Genomic DNA, 19,276 nt, shown 5'->3' with positions numbered 1-19,276 from the left:
TCCAGTCCATGTCCGCCCAACCCCATAGCCTGACCCCGCCGCGCCGCGGCTTCGATACAAGGCGCTTCCTCGACGACTGGGCCATGATGCTGGCCGCCGTCGTTATCTTCGCCCTCTGCGCGCTGTTCGTGCAGAACTTCCTCTCGCCACTGAACATGCGCGGCCTGGGCCTGGCGATCTCCACCGTGGGCATCGCCGCCTGCACCATGCTGTTCTGCCTGGCCTCCGGGCACTTCGACCTCTCGGTGGGCTCGGTCATCGCCTGTGCCGGGGTGGTCGCGGCGGTGGTGATGCGGGACTTCGACAGCGTCTTCCTCGGCGTCATGGCCGCCCTGGCCATGGGCCTGGTGGTGGGCCTGATCAACGGCCTGGTGATCGCCAAGCTGAAGATCAATGCCCTGATCACGACGCTGGCGACCATGCAGATCGTCCGTGGCCTGGGCTACATCTTCTCCGACGGCAAGGCCGTGGGCGTCTCCCAGGAGCAGTTCTTCGTGTTCGGCAACGGCCAGCTGTTCGGCCTGCCGGTGCCCATCGTCATCACCCTGCTGTGCATCCTGTTCTTCGGCTGGCTGCTCAACTACACCACCTTCGGCCGCAACACCATGGCCATCGGTGGCAACGAGGAAGCGGCGCTGCTGGCCGGCGTCCACGTCGACCGCACCAAGATCATCATCTTCGCCATGCACGGGGTGATCGGCGCCCTGGCCGGCGTGGTGCTGGCCTCGCGCATGACCTCCGGCCAGCCGATGATCGGCCAGGGCTTCGAACTCACAGTGATCTCCGCCTGCGTGCTGGGCGGGGTCTCCCTGGCCGGCGGCATCGGCATGATCCGCCACGTGATCGCCGGCGTGCTGATCCTGGCGATCATCGAGAACGCCATGAACCTGAAGAACATCGACACCTTTTACCAGTACGTCATCCGCGGAACCATCCTGCTGCTGGCCGTGGTGATCGACCGCTTCAAGCAGCGCTAAATCCAGAGACTGCAACGTCCTCCACGGCGCCATGGGCGCCGTGCGGGGGACCGCTTTGCCCGTGAAATGCCCGAGGACCAAACAATGACTACGCCCAAACGCCCGCTCCGCTCCGCCCAATGGTTCGGCAGCAACGACAAGAACGGCTTCATGTACCGCAGCTGGATGAAGAACCAGGGCATCCCGGACCATGAATTCCAGGGCAAGCCGGTCATCGGCATCTGCAACACCTGGTCCGAGCTGACCCCCTGCAACGCCCACTTCCGCAAGATCGCCGAGCACGTCAAGCGCGGCATCTACGAGGCCGGCGGCTTCCCGGTGGAATTCCCGGTGTTCTCCAACGGCGAGTCCAACCTCAGGCCCACCGCCATGCTGACCCGCAACCTGGCCAGCATGGACGTGGAAGAGGCCATCCGCGGCAACCCGGTGGACGCCGTGGTGCTGCTCACCGGCTGCGACAAGACCACGCCGGCGCTGCTGATGGGCGCCGCCAGCTGCGACGTGCCGGCCATCGTCGTCACCGGCGGGCCCATGCTCAACGGCAAGCACCACGGTCGCGACATCGGCGCCGGTACCATCGTCTGGCAGATGCACGAGGCCTACAAGGCCGGCGTCATCGACCTCAACGAATTCCTCTCCGCCGAAGCCGGGATGTCGCGCTCGGCCGGTACCTGCAACACCATGGGCACCGCCTCGACCATGGCCTGCATGGCCGAAGCCCTGGGCACCTCGCTGCCGCACAACGCCGCCATTCCGGCGGTGGATTCGCGCCGCTACGTGCTGGCGCACCTGTCCGGCATGCGCATCGTCGAGATGGTGGAAGAAGACCTGCGGCTGTCGAAGATCCTCACCAAGGAGGCCTTCGAGAACGCCATCCGCGTCAACGCCGCCATTGGCGGTTCCACCAACGCGGTGATCCACCTCAAGGCCATCGCCGGGCGCATCGGCGTGGACCTTGAGCTGGACGACTGGACCCGGGTCGGCCGCGGCACCCCCACCATCGTCGACCTGCAGCCTTCCGGGCGCTTCCTGATGGAAGAGTTCTACTACTCCGGCGGCCTGCCGGCGGTGATCCGCCGCATGGGCGAGGCCAATCTGCTGCCCCATCCCGAGGCCCTGACCGCCAACGGCAAGAGCATCTGGGCCAACTGCGCCGAGGCGCCCATCTACGGCGACGACGAGGTCATCCGCGCCCTGGACAACCCCCTGCGCGCCGACGGCGGGATCTGCGTCCTGCGCGGCAACCTGGCGCCCAAGGGCGCGGTGCTCAAGCCCTCGGCCGCGACCCCGGCGCTCATGCAGCATCGCGGTCGCGCCGTGGTGTTCGAGAACCTGGAAGACTACAAGGCGCGCATCGTCGACCCGGACCTGGACATCGACGAGACCTGCGTGATGGTGCTGAAGAACTGCGGACCCAAGGGTTATCCGGGCATGGCCGAGGTGGGCAACATGGGCTTGCCACCCAAGCTGCTGGCCAAGGGCATCACCGACATGGTGCGCATCTCCGACGCCCGCATGAGCGGCACCGCCTATGGCACCGTGGTGCTGCACGTGGCGCCCGAGGCCTCGGCCGGCGGCCCGCTGGCGGTGGTGCGCGAAGGCGACATGATCGAGCTGGACTGCGCCTCCGGCCGCCTGCACCTGGACATCCCCGACGAGGAACTGGCCGCGCGCCTGGCCGACTGGCAACCGCCGGCCGACCAACTGCTGGCCGGCGGCTATCGTCGGCTCTACGTCAACCATGTGTTGCAGGCCGACGAAGGCTGCGACTTCGACTTCCTGGTCGGCTGCCGTGGCGCCGAGGTACCCCGCCACTCGCACTGATCCGCTTCTACCCCCTCTCCCTTCGGGAGAGGGTTGGGGTGAGGGGGCTTTACCGCCCCTCCTCCGGCTTCCGGGTCGCCTGACCCACCTCTGCACAACAACAAACCGAAAAGGTGGTCGAGATGAAACGCACGTTAGCCCTCACCGGACTTGGACTGTCACTCATGATCAGCACCCTCACCGCCCAGGCGGCCGGCCTCAGCAGCCAGCAGTCGAGCTTTGGCAAGCTGCCCGACGGCACCCCCATCGAGAAGTTCGTCCTGACCAACAGCCACGGCATGCAGGCCACCGTCATCACCTACGGCGGCGTACTGCAGGCGCTCAAGGTGCCGGACCGCAAGGGTCGCAGCGAAGACGTGGTGCTGGGCTTCGATGACGTCCAAGGCTATCTCGACAATCCCACAGTGTTCTTCGGTGCCACCATCGGCCGCTTCGGCAACCGCATCGCCGACGGTCGCTTCAGCCTCGACGGCAAGAGCTACCAGATCCCCCAGAACGACAAGACCAACGCCCTGCACGGCGGCCCCCAGGGCTTCAACACCAAGGTGTGGAAGGCCGAGCCGGCCAAGGGTGACGGCTGGGTCGGCGTGACCCTGAGCTATGTCTCCCCCGATGGCGAGATGGGCTTTCCCGGTACCCTCACCACCCAGGTGACCTACCAGCTGGACGAGCACAACCAGCTGACCCTCAAGTACCGCGCTACCACCGACAAGCCGACGGTGCTCAACCTGACCAACCACAGCTACTTCAACCTGGCCGGCGCCGGCAGCGGCACCGTGCTCAAGCAGGTGGCGATGCTCAACGCCGACACCTACACCCCGGTGACCGCCAAGCTGATCCCCACCGGCGAACTGCCACCGGTGGCCGGCACCCCGCTGGACTTCCGCAAGCCGGTGGCCATCGGCAAGCACATCGCCGACGACAACCAGCAGCTGAAGTACGCCGAGCCCAAGCAGGGTGGCTATGACTTCAACTGGGTGCTCAACACCGCGGGCGATCTGCAGAAGGCCGCCGCCGTGGTGACCGATCCAGCCTCGGGCCGCACCCTCACCCTCTACACCACCGAGCCCGGCGTGCAGTTCTATACCGGCAACTTCCTGGAGGGGAATATCAAGGGCAAGGGCGGCAAGACCTACGAACACTGGGGCGCCTTTACCCTGGAGACCCAGCATTACCCGGACGCGCCGAACCAGCCGAACTTCCCCACCACCCGCCTGGATCCCGGCCAGACCTATACCCAGACGACGATCTTCAAGTTCGCTGGCAAATAGGGCTTTCTCCGCCACAAGCAAAGGCCGCTCCCGGGAGCGGCCTTTGCTTGGGTGATCCCCTCACCCCAACCCTCTCCCAGAGGGAGAGGGGGCTAGCCCGGAGCGCCCGTGCCTCTCGTAGCGTGGAAAACGGCGCAGCCTTTTCCACTTGCACTCCCCTCCGCCACTCAACATCCATTCAGCCTCGTAGCGTGGATACGGCGTCCTCTCCTCTACTGCAATCCTCCCCGTAGCGTGGAAAACGGCGCAGCCTTTTCCACTTGCACTCCCCTCCGCCACTCAACATCCATTCAGCCTCGTAGCATGGAAACGGCGTCCTCTCCTCCACTGCAATCCTCCCCGTAGCGTGGAAAACGGCGCAGCCTTTTCCACTGCCCTACCATTACCCCTTTTCACCGCCCAATAAAAAACCCGGCGTCTCGCGACGCCGGGTCTTCTGTCACTCAAGACAGCGCGATCAGATCGCGGCCTTGGTGTTCTCGCCGTTCACCAGGCGCTGGATGCCCAGCGGGTTGGCGTTCTGCAGGGCTTCCGGCAGGAAGGCGTCCGGGTAGTTCTGGTAGCACACCGGGCGCAGGAAGCGGTCGATGGCCAGGGTGCCGACCGAGGTGCCGCGGGCATCGGAGGTCGCAGGGTAAGGACCGCCATGGACCATGGCATCGCAGACTTCCACGCCGGTGGGATAGCCGTTGAGCAACAGGCGACCGGCCTTCTGCTCCAGCAGGCCGATGATGGCCTCGAAGCGTTGCAGATCGGCCGGCTCGGCCAGCAGGGTCGCGGTCAGCTGGCCGTGCAGGCCTTGCAGCGCCTGGTGCAGCTGGGCTTCGTCGGCCACTTCGACTACCACGGTGGTGGGGCCGAAGACTTCTTCCTGCAGCAGCTCGTCGTTTTCCAGCAGCAGGCTCACGTCGGCCTTGAACAGCTGCGGACGCGCCTGATTGCCTTCCTGGCTGGCACCGGCCAGGTGCTGCACGCCGGAATGCGCCAGCAGTGCGGCGACGCCCTTCTCGTAGCTCTTCAGGGTGCCCGGATTGAGCATGGTCTGGGGCGCCTGCTCGTTCATGGCCCCGGCCAGGCCTTCGAGGAAGCTGCTGAACTCCGGCGAACGCAGGCCGATGACCAGGCCCGGATTGGTGCAGAACTGGCCGCAACCCAGCACCACGGAGGCCGCGAGTTCGCCGGTGATGGCCTCGCCACGGGCCTTGAGCGCCTCCGGCAGGACCACCACCGGGTTGATGCTGGACATCTCGGCGAACACCGGGATCGGCTGCGGACGGGCCGCGGCCATGTCGCACAGGGCGCGACCGCCGCGCAGGGAGCCGGTGAAACCCACCGCCTGGATGGCCGGGTGCTTGACCAGCTGCTCGCCCACGCCACCGCCATAGATCATGTTGAACACGCCCTTGGGCATGCCGGTCTTCTCGGCGGCGCGGATCACCGCGTCGGCCACGTATTCGGCGGTGACCATGTGCCCGCTGTGGGCCTTGAACACCACCGGGCAACCGGCGGCCAGGGCCGCGGCGGTATCGCCACCGGCGGTGGAGAAGGCCAGCGGGAAGTTGCTGGCACCGAACACCGCGACCGGACCCAGGCCGATGCGGTACTGACGCAGGTCGGGACGCGGCAGCGGCTTGCGCTCGGGCAGCGCGGTGTCGATGCGCGCTCCGTGGAAGTCACCGCGGCGCAGCACCTTGGCGAACAGGCGCATCTGGCCGCTGGTACGGCCGCGCTCGCCCTGGATACGACCAGCTGGCAGCGCGGTTTCCTGGCAGACCAGCTGGACGAAGTCGTCGCCCAGGGCATCCAGCTCGTCGGCGATGGCGTCAAGGAAGGTGGCGCGCTTCTCGGCGCTCAGCTTGCGGTACAGCGGCGCGGCCTGCTCGGCGGCGCGGGCGGCGGCATCGACCTCGGCCGGCGAGGCCTGGAAGAATTCGTAGGGCAGCTGTTCGCCGGTGGTGGCGTCGATGCTGTAGACCCGCACCTCGCCCTCGCCGCTGCGAGTGCCACCGATGTAGTTCTTGCCTTGGATCTGCATTGTTCTCGACTCCTTATACCTAGGGGTTCGGGGAAGACCGCCCCGCGGGGGATCTTCGAAAGGGTGGGACGCTCAGCAGGCGAACGTCCGGACCGGCCACTGCGCTGCCCACTCTAGCACTGGCATAGTCAGCAGTCATCATACAACTATCAGAGCTGGCGGACCTGCCCGGGCTGGAAGGCCGCCGTATTGGCCTTGACGCCGTTGCTCAGGGGCTCGCCGAACTCGGGTACCGCGATCTCGAATCTATCGCCCGGCTCGACGCGCACGCCATCGGCGAAGGACAGCGTCGCCGTGCCGAAGAAATGCACATGGACATCGCCCGGCCGCAGGAACTGGGCGTACTTGAAGTGGTGATACTCCAGGTTCTCCAGGCTATGGCACATGTTGTCCTCGCCAGAAAGGAATTCCTTCTCCCAGATCACCTCGTCGCCCCGCCGGATACGGCTGGTGCCCACCAGATGGCGCGGCAGTTCACCGGTGCGCAGCGCCGGGCCGAAGCTGCAGTAGCGTAGCTTGGAATGGGCCAGGTAGAGATAGTTCTTGCGCTCCATCACGTGGTCGGAAAATTCGTTGCCCACGGCGTAACCCAGGCGATAGGGCTGGCCATCGTCGCCGATCACATAGAGACCGGTCAGCTCGGGCTCTTCACCGGCGTCCTCGGCGAACTCCGGCAGCGGGATCTCGCCACCGGGACGCACCAGGATGCCGCCATCGCCCTTGTAGAACCACTCCGGCTGGGCACCGGCGGTACCGGCCGCCGGGCGACCGCCCTCAACGCCCCATTTGAACATGCGCATGGAGTCGGTCAGCTTGGCCTCTTCCTGGCTGTTCTGCTGGTGCATCTTGTCGCGGGTCGCGGCGCTGCCCAGGTGGGTCAGGCCGGTCCCGGTGACCAGGCAGTGCGCCGGGTCCTCGTGATCCAGCGGCGGCAGCAAACGACCGCTCGCCAGCAGCTCGCGATAGGCCGGGCCTGGCTCCAGGCCCAGCGACTGCACCTGAGACTCCAGCGAAACGCCGGCGCGGATGGCCGCCAGCGCCAGGGTGCGGGTGCTGGTGGCCCCGCGGACCTGCTGGACTTCACCGCGCTCGACCACGCCGACGCGGCGCTGGCCCTGTTGGTCTTCGAACTGAATCAGGTGCATGGCATTCTCCTTGTTGGTTATCGCCTGGAGCGGACTTTACTCGGCGCCACGGGCCCTGCCTAATGAGAGCTCCCTATCCCGCGATAACCAACGGTTATTCCCATGCTGCCATCCCTCGGCTCCATCGCCTCCCGCCTGCGGCTGCGCCAACTACGCCTGCTGATCGCCCTCGACGAAGAAGGCTCGCTGCACAAGGCCGCCGAGCGCATCGCCATTTCCCAGCCCGGCGCCACCAAGGCGCTGCACGAGATCGAGAGCACCCTGGGCGCCACCCTCTTCCTGCGCACCCACCAGGGCCTGCAGCCCAATGACCTGGGACGCTGCGTGATCCGCTATGCGCGGCTGATCGAGAGCGACCTGGCCCATCTGCGCGAAGAGATGCTCGGTATTCTCCAGGGCGAAGGCGGCCGCCTGGCGGTGGGGGTGATCATGGGCGCGGTGCCCCGGCTGATCGCCGCGGTGTCCCGCCTGGGTGCGGCGCAACCCCAGCTCGGCATCGAGATCATCGAGGACACCAGCGTGCGGCTGCTCGACCTGCTCGATGCCGGGCGCATCGAACTGGCCATCTGCCGCAGCAGCGTCAGCCGCCGGCCGGATGCCTACGATTGCCTGGAGGTGCGCGAGGAACGGCTGGAGATCGTCTGTCATCCGCAGCATCCCCTGGCGCACGCCGCCGCAGTCAGCCTGGCCGACCTGGCTGATAGCCGCTGGATCGTCTATCCGGCCAACCTGCCCATGCGCCTGACCCTGGAGCGGGAATTCCGCGCGGCGGAGCTGGAATTCCCCCGCTATCCGGTGGAAACCTCCTCGACCTTCACCCTGCTCGGGCTGCTGCAGGAAGACGCCAACCAGGTCGCCATGCTGCCCAGCGACATTGCCCAATTCGGCGAACGCCATGGCTTATTGCGCCGCCTGCCGGTCGTCCAGCGCACCCGCAACGAACCCTATTCGCTGCTGGTGCGCCAGGGCGCGGGGCTATCGGCGGCGGCGCAGCTGTTGTTGGAGCAGTGGCGGTTGGCGGGGTAAAACCTCTATCGCGGTCATGGCGGTCCGCCGATGCGGCCGCTCCTACAGATGGAGGCACGACGGCTTGTTACGATTTCGCCGAGGCTGACGTGACTGAACGCTTACTCGGATAGCCCCCTCTCCCCTTGGGAGAGGGTTGGGGTGAGGGTGTCCCCTTCAACGCAGTCTCCAGTGGAAAAGGCTACGCCGTTTTCCACGCTACGTGCTGCTGCGGCCGCGATGATTTCAGCGAGAGGAAAACCTCAATACGTCGGCAGCGTCACCCCGTGGAACAGGGTCTCCAGCTCCTGGCGGGTCGGCGTCTGCATGGCTTCGGTGAGGACATCGCGGGTCAGGTGCGGGGCGAAGCGGCCGATGAAGTCGCACATGAAGCCGCGCAGGAAGGTACCGCGGCGCAGGCCGATCTTGGTCACGCTGGCTTCGAAGAGGTGGCTGGCGTCGAGGCAGACCAGGTCGGCGTCGGCCTTGAGGTCCACTGCCATGTCGGCGACGATGCCCACGCCCAGGCCGAGGCGCACATAGGTCTTGATCACGTCGGCGTCGGCGGCGGTGAGTACCACGTTGGGTTCCAGGCCATGGCGGGCGAAGGCCTCGTCGAGCTTGGAACGGCCGGTGAAGCCGAACACGTAGGTCACCAGCGGCTGCTCCGCCAGTTGCTCCAGGGTCAGATTCTCGACCTTCGCCAGGGGATGCCCCTGGGGCACGATGACGCAACGGTTCCAGCGATAGCAGGGCATCATCACCAGGTCGTTGAAGCGCTCCAGGCCCTCGGTGGCGATGGCGAAGTCGACGGTGCCATCGGCGGCCATCTCGGCGATCTGGGTCGGCGAGCCCTGGTGCATGTGCAGGGCGACGTCCGGATACTGCTTGATGAATTCGCTGATCACGTCCGGCAGCGCGTAGCGCGCCTGGGTGTGAGTGGTGGCGATGGACAGGGTGCCCTTGCGCTCGTTGGAGAACTCCTGGGCGATCTGCTTGATGCTCTCGCACTTGCGCAGGATCTCGCCGGCGGTCTGGATGATCCGCTCGCCGGCCGGCGTCACCCGAGTCAGGTGCTTGCCACTGCGGGCGAACACCTCGACGCCCAGTTCGTCCTCGAGCAGGCGGATCTGCTTGCTGATGCCGGGCTGCGAGGTATAGAGACTCTGGGCGGTGGCGGAGACGTTCAGATCGTGATGGGCGACTTCCCAGATGTATCGCAACTGTTGCAGTTTCATGCCGGCTCCTAGGCGTTGTCTGACCCCGTGCGCAAGCATATAACAGTAAAGCAGCCCTTGAGCTTTTTCTAGACCGAAATCGAATTAAGTCGCCCTGGGGTACGCCCTGACGCTTTCTGCCTCAGCCCTGGCGCAGGGGTACCAGATAAACCGGGATGTGGGCGGTCTGCAGCAGGCGGCTGGCGGTCCGGCCCAATGGGGTCACCTGGGCGTCGCCCTGGCTGCGAGTGCCGATCACCAGCAGATCGGCGGCGAACTCCTGGGCCTGCTTGAGGATGACAGCGGGTGGATCGCCCTGCATCACCCGCACGGCGCGCACCAGGCCCACGGTGGCCGGACTTTCCAGCAGGTCTTCGCGCAACGATTCGAATACCTGCTGCTCGATGGTTTCCAGGACGAGCTCCAGCCCGCCATTGCGCAGGCGATCCAGGGATTCACCATCGAGGTGCTGTTGCAGCAGGGTCGAGGCCAGCAGGCCCAGTGGCTCCACTACATGGACGACGTACAGGCGCGCCTGGTGGATGCGGGCGAGGTTCAAGGCATGCTGGAAGACATAGGATGAACACAGGCCCAGGTCCGTGGCGTAGAGCAGGGAGCGGATCACGATTCCTCCTGACCTGGTCAGCCGACCGGGCCGGTCCAACGCGGGATGGCCTTCTCCAGCGTAGCAGGGGATCGCGCTGCGCGCTGGAAAGCGCGCCTTAGAGCCTGCTCAGGGCAGTTCGTCCGGCTCGCGCCCGCCCGCCGCCAGGATGGCCGCCGCCAGCGGCGCTTCCCGTAGCGGCGCCTGCACGGCGCCGAAGAACTCCCCATCCCGTACCAGGAACAGCGCCGGCAGGTGGAAGACCCCATAGCGCTGTACCAGGCCACCGCTGCGCTCGGCATCCACCCAGTACAGCCGGTCGACCGGCAGCGCCGCCGCAGGCAGCACCTGTCGCGCCAGCCGGCAGCTCGCGCAGCCGACGCTGGTGAAGATCAGCAGGGAGCGCCCCGGCGCCGCCAGCAGGACGGCATCCGCCGTCCCATCGTCCAATTCCATCGATTCCTCGTCGCGATCATCGCCAAAGCGTGCTTTCGGGCCGGTCGGGCGGCTCGTGGCCATTGTGAGCGGGCGGTACAAGCGTTAAGGTGCCCCACCCTCTCCACCGTATTTTGCCTGCACGGGCCCCGACCTGTCGCAGCGCCGTGACCGACGAGTAGCACCATGGCCGCACAGCCCCGCCTTAACGACCTCAATATCGAAGCCAACGAGCCGCTCATCACTCCCGAGCAGCTCAAGCAGGAGATCCCGCTGAGCGATCTCGCCGCCGACACCGTCGCCCACGGCCGCCAGGTCATCCGCGACATCCTCGACGGCAAGGACCATCGCCTGTTCGTGGTGATCGGCCCCTGCTCCATCCACGACATCAAGGCCGCCCACGAATACGCCGAGCGCCTCAAGGCGCTGGCCGCCCAGGTCAGCGACAGCCTCTACCTGGTCATGCGCGTCTACTTCGAGAAGCCGCGCACCACGGTGGGCTGGAAGGGCCTGATCAACGACCCCTACCTGGACGACTCCTTCAAGATCCAGGACGGCCTGCACATCGGTCGCCAGCTGCTGCTGGACCTGGCGGAAAAGGGCCTACCCACCGCCACCGAGGCGCTGGACCCGATTTCCCCGCAGTACCTGCAGGACCTGATCAGCTGGTCGGCCATCGGCGCGCGCACCACCGAATCCCAGACCCACCGCGAGATGGCCTCCGGCCTGTCCTCCGCGGTCGGCTTCAAGAACGGCACCGACGGCAGCCTGACCGTGGCCATCAATGCCCTGCAATCGGTCTCCAGCCCGCACCGCTTCCTGGGGATCGACCAGCGCGGCCAGGTCTCGGTGGTCATGACCAAGGGCAACGCCTATGGCCACGTGGTCCTGCGCGGCGGCAACGGCAAGCCCAACTACGACTCGGTCAGCGTCACCCTGTGCGAACAGGCGCTGGTCAAGGCCAAGGTCAAGCCGAACATCATGGTCGACTGCAGCCATGCCAACTCCAACAAGGACGCCGCCCTGCAACCGCTGGTGATGGACAACGTGGCCAACCAGATCGTCGAGGGCAACACCTCCATCGTCGGCCTGATGGTGGAAAGCCACCTGGGCTTCGGCAACCAGCCGATCCCGGCGGACCTGTCGCAGCTGGAGTATGGCGTCTCGGTGACCGACGCCTGCATCGACTGGGCCATGACCGAGAAGAGCATTCTCGACATGCACCGCAAGCTCAAGGACGTGTTGCCGCGGCGCAATCGCGCCTGACCGTCACGCACTCACGAAAACGCCGGGCTCAGCCCGGCGTTTTTCTTTCGCACTAGAGCCTGTTCAAAGTCTCGCGAGCTAGAGACAAACAAGGCGAAACTGGCTGAGGAAGCGGATCGGACCCGCGCTCGGGTTTACGAATGGTAAATGAGCATTCCGACCGGGCTGGCGACCCAGGCCAGTTTCAACGCCGTTTGGCCGACGCGCAGCAGACTTAGAGCCGGCTCTCAGGCCAGCGGCGTCACCTGGCCCCGACGTTCCAGGTAGTGCTCCACATAGGAGCAGGAGGGAATGACGCTGTAGCCACGGCTCTCGGCGTAGTTCAGCGCGTGCTCGGTGAGCCGCGCCGCCAGGCCACGCCCGCGCAGGGCATCGGGGACGAAGGTGCGATAGAAATCCATGGTCTGCTTACCCAGATCCATGTAGGCGAGATAGGCGCGCTGGCCGTCGACAGAAAGGTGGAATTGATGATTGGCTTCATCGTGTTCCACGTGCAGGGACTCGTTCATGACTACTCCTTGGCGGTTTGGCTCCGCCTTATCCATTGTTATCGATGATACCCGAAGACGAGAACGCACCTTTCCTGTGCAGGACTGAGCTACAGCGCGTCAGACTCCCGCGGAGGCAGCAGGTTCTAACCAGCCGTCGCACCGAGAAATCACACTATATCAGGGCCGCTCGCGCGGCAGCAGCCGCCCCTTTCGCCTTGACAACTTTCGGCCTTCCTCTAACGTCTTGAAACGTTCGCGGCTTTCGGCTATCCAAGCAGGTGCTGACACCGGCCGCAGGCATTCGCGAAGGAACCTGGGGAGCGAAAAGGGATTTCTGCAAAAAATTCTTCTTCGACAGGTTCGTTTAGTTTACTTACGACCGGTAATGAGTAGTATGTAGCCGCAATTTTCCACCTGGAAAATTGATCTTAAAACAGGATGTCTACCTCAAGGGGTTTACGATGAACAACGCTCTGAAATTCGCCGCCCTGGCTCTGGCCGCTGCTCTGGCCACTGGTTGCAGCACCGCTAACAAGGAAAGCGAAGCTCGCCTGACCGCTACCGAAGACGCCGCTGCCCGCGCCCAGGCTCGTGCTGACGAAGCCTACCGTCACGCCGACGAGGCTCTGGCCGCTGCTCAGAAGGCTCAGCAGACCGCTGACGAAGCCAACGAGCGCGCCCTGCGTATGCTGGAAAAAGCCAGCCGCAAGTAAGGCGCCCCGGCTGGAAAGGCGAGTGGCAACAGTCGCCTTTCACGGAGCAAACAAAAAGCCCGCCATCTCGATGGCGGGCTTTTTGTTTGCCTGGGCCCCGGTCGCCCGCATGGACGCCCGGGGCCGCCGGATCAGAGCGCCTTGGCCGGCGCCTTGGCCACGGTACCGGGAGCCACGCCAGCCGGCAGGTCGGCGATCTCCACCGGCAGGCCATCCTGGCCCTGGACCACGTCACGCACGGTGTTCCAGTTCACCGCGGAGTTGGCCTGCAGCAGGTCGTCACGCTTGATCAGCGCATTGACCACCGCGGCCTGGCGGTCGATGTCGGTCGGATCGCCCTTGAGGTTGACCGGCTGGTGGGCCTCCAGGTAAAGCTTGCCCTGGCTCACGCCGAACTTGTAGGGCTCGTCGATGATGCGCACCGGGGTACCGATCGGCAGCATGCCGACCAGCTCGGTGACGTTGAAGTTGTACATGCGGAAGCAGCCGTGGCTGACCTGCATGCCGATGCCGAACTTCTTGTCCGAGCCGTGGATGAGATAGCCCGGCAGGGTCAGGCGGATCTTGTACGGGCCCAGGGGATTGTCCGGCCCCGGCGGGACTACCTTGGGCAGCGGATCGCCCTCGGCGGCATGCTCGGCCCGGATGGACTCCGGCGGATACCAGGACGGGTCCTTGATCTTGTCCACCACCTTGGCCACGCCGACCGGCGAGCCCCAGCCATCACGACCGATGCCCAGCGGGTAGGTGAACACCGTGTGACCACCCTTGGGGTAGTAGTACATGCGGTATTCGGCGATGTTGATGACGATGCCTTCCCGCGGTCCGGGCGGCAGGATGAAGCGCGTCGGCAGCACGATCTCGGTACCGGCACCCGGCAGCCAGGCGTCGACGCCCGGGTTGGCCGCGACCATCTCGGTGTAGCCCAGATCATATTTCTGGCCGAGGTCGGCGAAGGTGTCTTCGTAAGCGGCCTTGATGACCTGGACCTCGCCGACCACGTCTTCACCGGGAGGCGGCAGCGGCAACTCCAGTGCCTGCGCCGTACCCGCGCACAACAGTCCTAACAGCGAGAGGGAACCGACCAGGGTCGAAACGCGCGCGGGCATGGGATGAATCCTTGCAAGGAGCAGTGAGATGACGGCGCGAATTGTACACGCCTCTCTCCCGGTCCGGCAGGGCCTCAAAAGACCTGTAACGGATTGGGCAGGCCCCGTTTGGCGCCTTGCAGCCGTTGCCGGCAGGCCGGACAGAGGGTCTTGAGGCCGAGCGCCCGGCGCTGCAGCGGGTGCATCCGCGGCCGGGCCGGCAGCAGGGTGCCGCACAGGGTGCGGTCGGTGGGCGAGCCCAGCTCCAGCTGCCGGGCGACGATATGGATCCGGCCCTCGCGGCAGGCGAACAGGTCGAGCTGGGCATCGGGCTGGATCAGCTGATAGCCATGCATGGACCGGGAAAGGCGGGACATCGGGATACTCCAGGGGCGGTTCCGCCAGGCGGTCGATTGGCCGGACCGGCGGGGCGCGCAACCTTAGCGGAAAGCCCTGCCGGGGAAAAGTCCGGCATTCAGTCGCGCAACAGCGACTGCAGCTGCGGCCAGGCGTTATCCAGCAGGCGCTGCTGGGCATTGGCCTGGGGGTGGATGCCGTCCGGCTGCATGAAAGCCGGATCGCCGCCGACGCCTTCGAGCAGGAAGGGCACCAGGGCCACCTGCTGGGCCTTGGCCACGTCCGCGTAGACCTGGGCGAAGCCATCGGTATAGCGCGGTCCGTAGTTGGGCGGCAGGCGCATGCCCAGCAGCAGCACCCGGGCGCCCTTGGCCTTTGCCTGTTCCACCAGGGTGGTGAGGTTGCGCTGGAACTGGGCCAGTGGCTGGCCACGCAGGCCGTCGTTGCCGCCCAGCTCGATGGCCACCACCTCGGGCCGGTGGTCCGCCAGCAAGCGTGGCAGTCGCGCCAGGCCGCCGGCCGTGGTATCGCCGCTGATGGAGGCATTCACCACCTGGTAGTCGAACTTGCGTTCCTGCAGCCGTTGCTCCAGCAGCCGCACCCAGCCCTGCCCCTCGGCCAGGCCGTAGCCGGCGCTGATGCTGTCGCCCACCACCAGCAGGGTACGCGCCATCGCCAGCGGTGCCAGGGTCAGGCACGCCACGGCCAGAAACCAGGCAATGCCTTGCCGCAAAGGCGCTCTGGACTTCGCTCGGCTTTTCGACTCTAACTCGCCACAGCCGCCCGCCTGCGGGCCCCTCGAATACGGCATCGGATACCTCATGAGCGAAGTCATTTTGCTGGCACGGAACCTTAGCAAGGTCGTCACAGGCGCGGAAGGTGCGCTGCCGATCCTCCAGGCGCTGGATCTGCAACTGCAGGCCGGCGACAGTTTGGCCATCGTCGGTGCCTCGGGTTCCGGCAAATCCACCCTGCTCGGCCTGCTGGCCGGCCTCGACCTGCCCAGCGCCGGCGAGGTGCACCTGGCCGGCCAGCGCCTGGACACCCTCGACGAAGATGCCCGCGCCCGCCTGCGCGCGGAGCGGGTGGGCTTCGTCTTCCAGTCCTTCCAGCTGCTCGACAGCCTCACGGCACTAGAGAACGTGATGCTGCCGCTGGAGCTGGAAGGCGCCCGCCAGGCTCGCGAGCAGGCGGTGGCGCTGCTGCAGCGGGTCGGTCTCGGTGAGCGGCTGCGCCACTACCCGCGGCAGCTGTCCGGCGGCGAGCAGCAGCGGGTGGCCCTGGCGCGGGCCTTCGCCCCGCGGCCGAGCATCCTCTTCGCCGACGAGCCCACCGGCAATCTCGACAGCCGCACCGGCGCCCACATCAGCGACCTGCTGTTCGAACTCAATCGGGAACGGGGCACCACGCTGGTGCTGGTGACCCACGACGAGCGCCTGGCCGCACGCTGCGCCCGGCAGCTACGGCTGGAAGCCGGTCGGCAGGTCGCGGCATGAAGGGGACCGGCCTACCGCTCGTGCGGCTGTTCCTGCTGGCCTGGCGGCAGAGCCTGCGCGAGCTGCGCGCCGGCGAGATCCGCATGCTCTGCCTGGCGCTGGTGGTGGCCGTCGCCGCCAGCGTCGCCATCGGCTACTTCACCGCCCGCCTGGGCGCCGGCATGGAAGATCGTGCCAGCGAATTCCTCGCCGCCGACCTGGTCCTGGTCGGCAGCGAGCCGGCGCGCCCGGAGCAGGTGGAGGCCGGCCAGCGCCTGGGCCTCGCCCACAGCCGGACGCTGACCTTCAGCACCATGGCGGCCGGCGCCGAAGCCCTGCAACTGGCCAGCGTCAAGGCGGTCGAGGCGAACTTCCCGCTGCGCGGCGAGGTACGCAGCGCTGCGGCGCCGGACGCACCCGACCAGCCGGGCGGCGCCCCGGCGCCCGGCGAGGCCTGGGTCGAGCCGCGCCTACTGCTGGCGCTGGACGCCCGGGTCGGTGATCGCCTGGATATCGGCCGCCAGCCGCTCACCATCACCCGGGTGCTCACCTACGAACCGGATCGCGCCGGCGACTTCTACAGCCTGACGCCACGAGTACTGATCAATCTCGCCGACGTCGCCGCCACTGGCGTCATCCAGCCCGGTAGCCGGGTGCGTTACCGCGAGCTCTGGCGCGGCGAGCCGCAGGCCCTGGCTAGCTACCGGCAGACCCTCACGCCGGCACTCGCCGCCAACCAGCGCTTCGAGGGACCGGGCGATGGCAACCGGCAGTTGGGCAATGCCCTGGAACGGGCCCAGCGCTATCTCGGCCTGGCCAGCCTGGTGGCGGTGGTGCTGGCCGGAGTGGCGGTCGCGCTGTCGGCCAATCGCTTCGCCACGCGGCGCTTCGATGCCAGCGCCCTGCTCCGCTGCCTCGGCCTGACCCGCCGCGACGCCCTGCTGCTCTATGGCCTGCAGCTGGGGCTGCTGGGCCTGGCCGCCAGCCTGGTGGGCGCCCTGCTCGGTTGGCTGGCGCAACTGGTGCTGTTCGCCCTGCTGCACGGCCTGCTGCCGGCCCGGCTGCCGCCGGCCGGTATCGGCCCGGCGCTGGCGGGCATGGGCACCGGCCTGGTCGCCCTGGTCGGCTTCGCCCTGCCGCCGCTGGCCGCCCTGGGTCGGGTGCCGCCGCTGCGGGTCCTGCGCAGCGATCTGCAACCCGTGCCGCTGCGCACCTGGCTGGTCTATGGCTGCGCCCTGCTCGCCCTCGGGCTGATCATGTGGCGACTGTCGCTGGACCTGCGCCTGACCCTAGCGCTGCTGGTGGGCGGCCTGGTCGCCGGGCTGCTGTTCGGCAGCCTGCTCTACCTGGCCCTGCGCGGCCTGCGCCGGGGCCTGCAGGGTGCGCCCCTGGCCTGGCGCCTGGGGCTCGGCCAGTTGCTGCGCCATCCGCTGGCGGCGGTGGGCCAGACCCTGGCCTTCGGCCTGATCCTGCTGGCGATGAGTCTGGTGGTGCTGCTGCGCGGCGAGCTGCTGGAACGCTGGCAGGCGCAACTGCCGGCCGAGGCGCCCAACCATTTCGCCCTCAATGTGCTGCCCGACGAACGCCAGGCCTTCGCCACCGCCGTCGCCGGGCTCTCGCCCCATGCCAGTCCGCTCTACCCCATCGTCCAGGGGCGCCTGGTCAGCGTGAAGGGCCATCCGGCCCAGGAAGGCCTGGAGGACGACTCCCGCGGCGGACGGGCGACCCGGCGCGATCTCAACCTGACCTGGTCGGCGCGCTTGCCGGACGGCAATCGCCTGGAAGCCGGCCAGTGGTGGGACACCCTGCCTGCCGGCGACCTGCCGGGCGTCTCGCTGGAAAGCGAGCTGGCGCGCAGCCTCGGCGTCGGCCTGGGCGACACCCTGGGCTTCGTCATCGGCGACCGCCAGGTCGAGGCGCGGGTCACCAGCCTGCGCCAGGTGGGCTGGGACAACTTCCAGCCCAACTTCTTCGTGATCTTCGCCCCAGGTGCCCTGGAGGGCGTGCCCTTCACCTACCTCGGCAGCTTCTACCTGCCGCCCGGGCATGACCGCGAGCTGCTGGCCCTGGCCCGGCAATTCCCGGCGGTGACCCTGCTGCCCATCGACGCCCTGCTCGATCAGCTGCGCAGCATCCTGCGCCAGGTCAGCGTGGCGGTGGAGTTCGTGCTGCTGTTCGTGCTGGCCGCCGGCATCGCCGTGCTGCTGGCCGGCCTGCAGGCGACCCTCGACGAGCGCATCCGCCAGGGCGCGCTGTTGCGCGCCCTGGGTGCCCGGCGCGAGTTGCTGCAACGGGCGCGGCGCACCGAATTCCTCCTGCTCGGCGGCGCCAGCGGCTTGCTCGCGGCGCTCGGTTGCGAGATCGTCAGCGCCCTGCTCTACCGACTGGCCTTCGACCTGGACTGGCAACCCCACCCCTGGCTGCTCCTGCTGCCGGTGCTGGGCGCCCTGCTGGTCGGCGCGGCCGGGCTGCTGGGCACGCGGCGGGCCGTCACCGCCAGTCCGTTACTGATCCTGAGAGAAAGCTGATCCATGAGCCGTTACCGTCCGCCGCGCACCGCCGGCACGCCCCTGATCACCGCCGCCGGCGAAGCCCGGCTGCGCGCCGAACTCCACGAGCTGTGGAACGTCCGCCGGCCCCAGGTCACCCAGGCGGTGAGCGAGGCGGCGGCCCTGGGCGACCGTTCGGAAAACGCCGAATACATCTACGGCAAGAAGATGCTGCGCGAGATCGACAGCCGGGTGCGATTTCTGCGCAAGCGCCTGGAGAATCTCAAGGTGATCCGCGAACGGCCAGCCGATCCGGGCAAGGTCTATTTCGGCGCCTGGGTCACCCTGGAAGACGAGGACGGCGCCGAGAAGCGCTACCGCATCGTCGGCCCGGACGAACTGGACCTCCGGCAGAACCTCATCAGCATCGACTCGCCCCTGGCGCGGGCGCTGGTCGGCAAGGCGCTGGACGCGGAAGTCCGCTTGCAGACGCCAGCCGGCGAACAGCGCTGGTATATCGTCGAGATCGCCTATCCGGACGAGTGAGGGCTAGCGCCGCCGGGTAATCACGCCTTGCCGCGCCACCCGGGTCAGTTCCCGCACCAGGGGTTCGAGGCCGGCCCGTCCGGGCGACTGCACCACCGCGAAGTCGAAGCTGTCGTTACCAAAGCCGCGCAGTTGCTCGGCCTGATTGGCGAAACGGATCTGCAGGGTACGGCTGTGGGGCCAGCGCTTGGGCCAGCCTTCAAGATAGCGCAGCAAGGTCGGCTGGTCGGGGCCGCCGAGCAGGATGGCGGGATGACAGGCGAGTTTGCCCTGGGTGAGCGGGGTCAGGCGTAGCGGGAGAGGTAGCATGGACAGGATTCCGCCTCGTAGGTCCAGCT

General features: G+C 67.1%; 19 protein-coding genes. 9 read left to right on the top strand and 10 right to left on the bottom strand.

What is annotated here, in order from left to right; all coding sequences use genetic code 11:
• The first annotated feature begins 8 nt into the window (after positions 1–8).
• From araH to ACYJP6_RS22360, 3 genes are all read left to right on the top strand, one after another.
• On the top strand, positions 9–977 hold the full coding sequence (gene araH / locus ACYJP6_RS22370; RefSeq protein ID WP_459477962.1) for an L-arabinose ABC transporter permease AraH: 969 nt from the start codon (positions 9–11) through the stop codon (positions 975–977).
• An 84-nt stretch (positions 978–1,061) separates the two neighbouring features.
• A complete protein-coding gene (locus tag ACYJP6_RS22365; RefSeq protein ID WP_459477960.1) occupies positions 1,062–2,801 on the top strand; it encodes an IlvD/Edd family dehydratase in 1,740 nt (579 codons plus the stop codon).
• A gap of 122 nt (positions 2,802–2,923) precedes the next feature.
• On the top strand, positions 2,924–4,072 hold the full coding sequence (locus ACYJP6_RS22360; RefSeq protein ID WP_459477959.1) for an aldose epimerase family protein: 1,149 nt from the start codon (positions 2,924–2,926) through the stop codon (positions 4,070–4,072).
• A gap of 457 nt (positions 4,073–4,529) precedes the next feature.
• Here ACYJP6_RS22360 and ACYJP6_RS22355 read toward each other — a convergent pair whose 3' ends face one another.
• Together ACYJP6_RS22355 and araD1 are read right to left on the bottom strand one after the other, a co-directional pair.
• Positions 4,530–6,107 (bottom strand): aldehyde dehydrogenase (NADP(+)), encoded by a 1,578-nt coding sequence (locus ACYJP6_RS22355; RefSeq protein ID WP_459477957.1) that lies wholly within the window; start codon positions 6,105–6,107, stop codon positions 4,530–4,532.
• Between the two features lie 149 nt (positions 6,108–6,256).
• Positions 6,257–7,252 (bottom strand): AraD1 family protein, encoded by a 996-nt coding sequence (gene araD1 / locus ACYJP6_RS22350; RefSeq protein WP_459477955.1) that lies wholly within the window; start codon positions 7,250–7,252, stop codon positions 6,257–6,259.
• A 102-nt stretch (positions 7,253–7,354) separates the two neighbouring features.
• On the opposite strand from araD1, the gene ACYJP6_RS22345 reads away from it, so the two are divergent.
• Positions 7,355–8,278: a LysR family transcriptional regulator gene (locus ACYJP6_RS22345; RefSeq protein WP_459477953.1), complete on the top strand. Its 924-nt coding sequence runs from the start codon at positions 7,355–7,357 to the stop codon at positions 8,276–8,278.
• 242 nt (positions 8,279–8,520) lie between these two features.
• Here ACYJP6_RS22345 and cysB read toward each other — a convergent pair whose 3' ends face one another.
• The 3 genes from cysB to ACYJP6_RS22330 all read right to left on the bottom strand — a co-directional run bounded on the left by cysB (position 8,521) and on the right by ACYJP6_RS22330 (position 10,534).
• Complete coding sequence (gene cysB / locus ACYJP6_RS22340; protein ID WP_459477951.1) at positions 8,521–9,495, bottom strand: HTH-type transcriptional regulator CysB; 975 nt, start codon at positions 9,493–9,495, stop codon at positions 8,521–8,523.
• 121 nt (positions 9,496–9,616) lie between these two features.
• Entirely contained in the window at positions 9,617–10,099 is a 483-nt protein-coding gene (locus tag ACYJP6_RS22335; RefSeq protein WP_459477949.1) for a universal stress protein, read from the bottom strand.
• Between the two features lie 108 nt (positions 10,100–10,207).
• Complete coding sequence (locus ACYJP6_RS22330) at positions 10,208–10,534, bottom strand: thioredoxin family protein (protein WP_459477947.1); 327 nt, start codon at positions 10,532–10,534, stop codon at positions 10,208–10,210.
• Positions 10,535–10,699: 165 nt separating this feature from the next.
• On the opposite strand from ACYJP6_RS22330, the gene ACYJP6_RS22325 reads away from it, so the two are divergent.
• A complete protein-coding gene (locus ACYJP6_RS22325) occupies positions 10,700–11,779 on the top strand; it encodes a 3-deoxy-7-phosphoheptulonate synthase (protein ID WP_459477945.1) in 1,080 nt (359 codons plus the stop codon).
• 227 nt (positions 11,780–12,006) lie between these two features.
• Here the strand turns inward: ACYJP6_RS22325 and ACYJP6_RS22320 are convergent, their stop codons facing one another.
• A complete protein-coding gene (locus ACYJP6_RS22320; RefSeq protein WP_058790539.1) occupies positions 12,007–12,288 on the bottom strand; it encodes a GNAT family N-acetyltransferase in 282 nt (93 codons plus the stop codon).
• A 443-nt stretch (positions 12,289–12,731) separates the two neighbouring features.
• Between ACYJP6_RS22320 and ACYJP6_RS22315 the strand changes: the two genes are divergently transcribed.
• Positions 12,732–12,983 (top strand): Lpp/OprI family alanine-zipper lipoprotein, encoded by a 252-nt coding sequence (locus ACYJP6_RS22315; protein WP_007160560.1) that lies wholly within the window; start codon positions 12,732–12,734, stop codon positions 12,981–12,983.
• 131 nt (positions 12,984–13,114) lie between these two features.
• Here ACYJP6_RS22315 and ACYJP6_RS22310 read toward each other — a convergent pair whose 3' ends face one another.
• The 3 genes from ACYJP6_RS22310 to ACYJP6_RS22300 form a co-directional block, all read right to left on the bottom strand.
• Positions 13,115–14,092, bottom strand: a complete 978-nt coding sequence (locus ACYJP6_RS22310; protein WP_459477942.1) for a L,D-transpeptidase family protein — start codon at positions 14,090–14,092, stop codon at positions 13,115–13,117.
• A 74-nt stretch (positions 14,093–14,166) separates the two neighbouring features.
• The gene (locus ACYJP6_RS22305; RefSeq protein WP_459477940.1) at positions 14,167–14,448 is read right to left on the bottom strand and encodes a hypothetical protein; all 282 of its coding nucleotides are present in this window, start codon (positions 14,446–14,448) and stop codon (positions 14,167–14,169) included.
• A gap of 98 nt (positions 14,449–14,546) precedes the next feature.
• Entirely contained in the window at positions 14,547–15,101 is a 555-nt protein-coding gene (locus tag ACYJP6_RS22300) for an arylesterase (RefSeq protein WP_459478074.1), read from the bottom strand.
• Between the two features lie 148 nt (positions 15,102–15,249).
• Here ACYJP6_RS22300 and ACYJP6_RS22295 point away from each other — a divergent pair, with 148 nt between their 5' ends.
• Genes ACYJP6_RS22295 through greB form a run of 3 tightly spaced genes read left to right on the top strand, consistent with a single transcriptional unit; the run spans position 15,250 to position 18,938 of the window.
• The gene (locus tag ACYJP6_RS22295) at positions 15,250–15,924 is read left to right on the top strand and encodes an ABC transporter ATP-binding protein (protein ID WP_459477938.1); all 675 of its coding nucleotides are present in this window, start codon (positions 15,250–15,252) and stop codon (positions 15,922–15,924) included.
• Positions 15,921–18,431: an ABC transporter permease gene (locus ACYJP6_RS22290; protein ID WP_459477936.1), complete on the top strand. Its 2,511-nt coding sequence runs from the start codon at positions 15,921–15,923 to the stop codon at positions 18,429–18,431. Before ACYJP6_RS22295 ends, ACYJP6_RS22290 begins: the two co-directional genes overlap by 4 nt.
• A gap of 3 nt (positions 18,432–18,434) precedes the next feature.
• Positions 18,435–18,938: a transcription elongation factor GreB gene (gene greB, locus ACYJP6_RS22285; protein ID WP_459477934.1), complete on the top strand. Its 504-nt coding sequence runs from the start codon at positions 18,435–18,437 to the stop codon at positions 18,936–18,938.
• Between the two features lie 3 nt (positions 18,939–18,941).
• On the opposite strand, the gene ACYJP6_RS22280 is transcribed toward greB, so the two are convergent.
• Entirely contained in the window at positions 18,942–19,247 is a 306-nt protein-coding gene (locus ACYJP6_RS22280) for a hypothetical protein (protein WP_310126036.1), read from the bottom strand.
• Positions 19,248–19,276: the final 29 nt, after the last annotated feature.

This window comes from Pseudomonas sp. No.117 (genome assembly GCF_054558395.1).
Note: the sequence above shows the minus strand (reverse complement) of the source record. Positions and strands in the feature narration are given on the sequence as shown.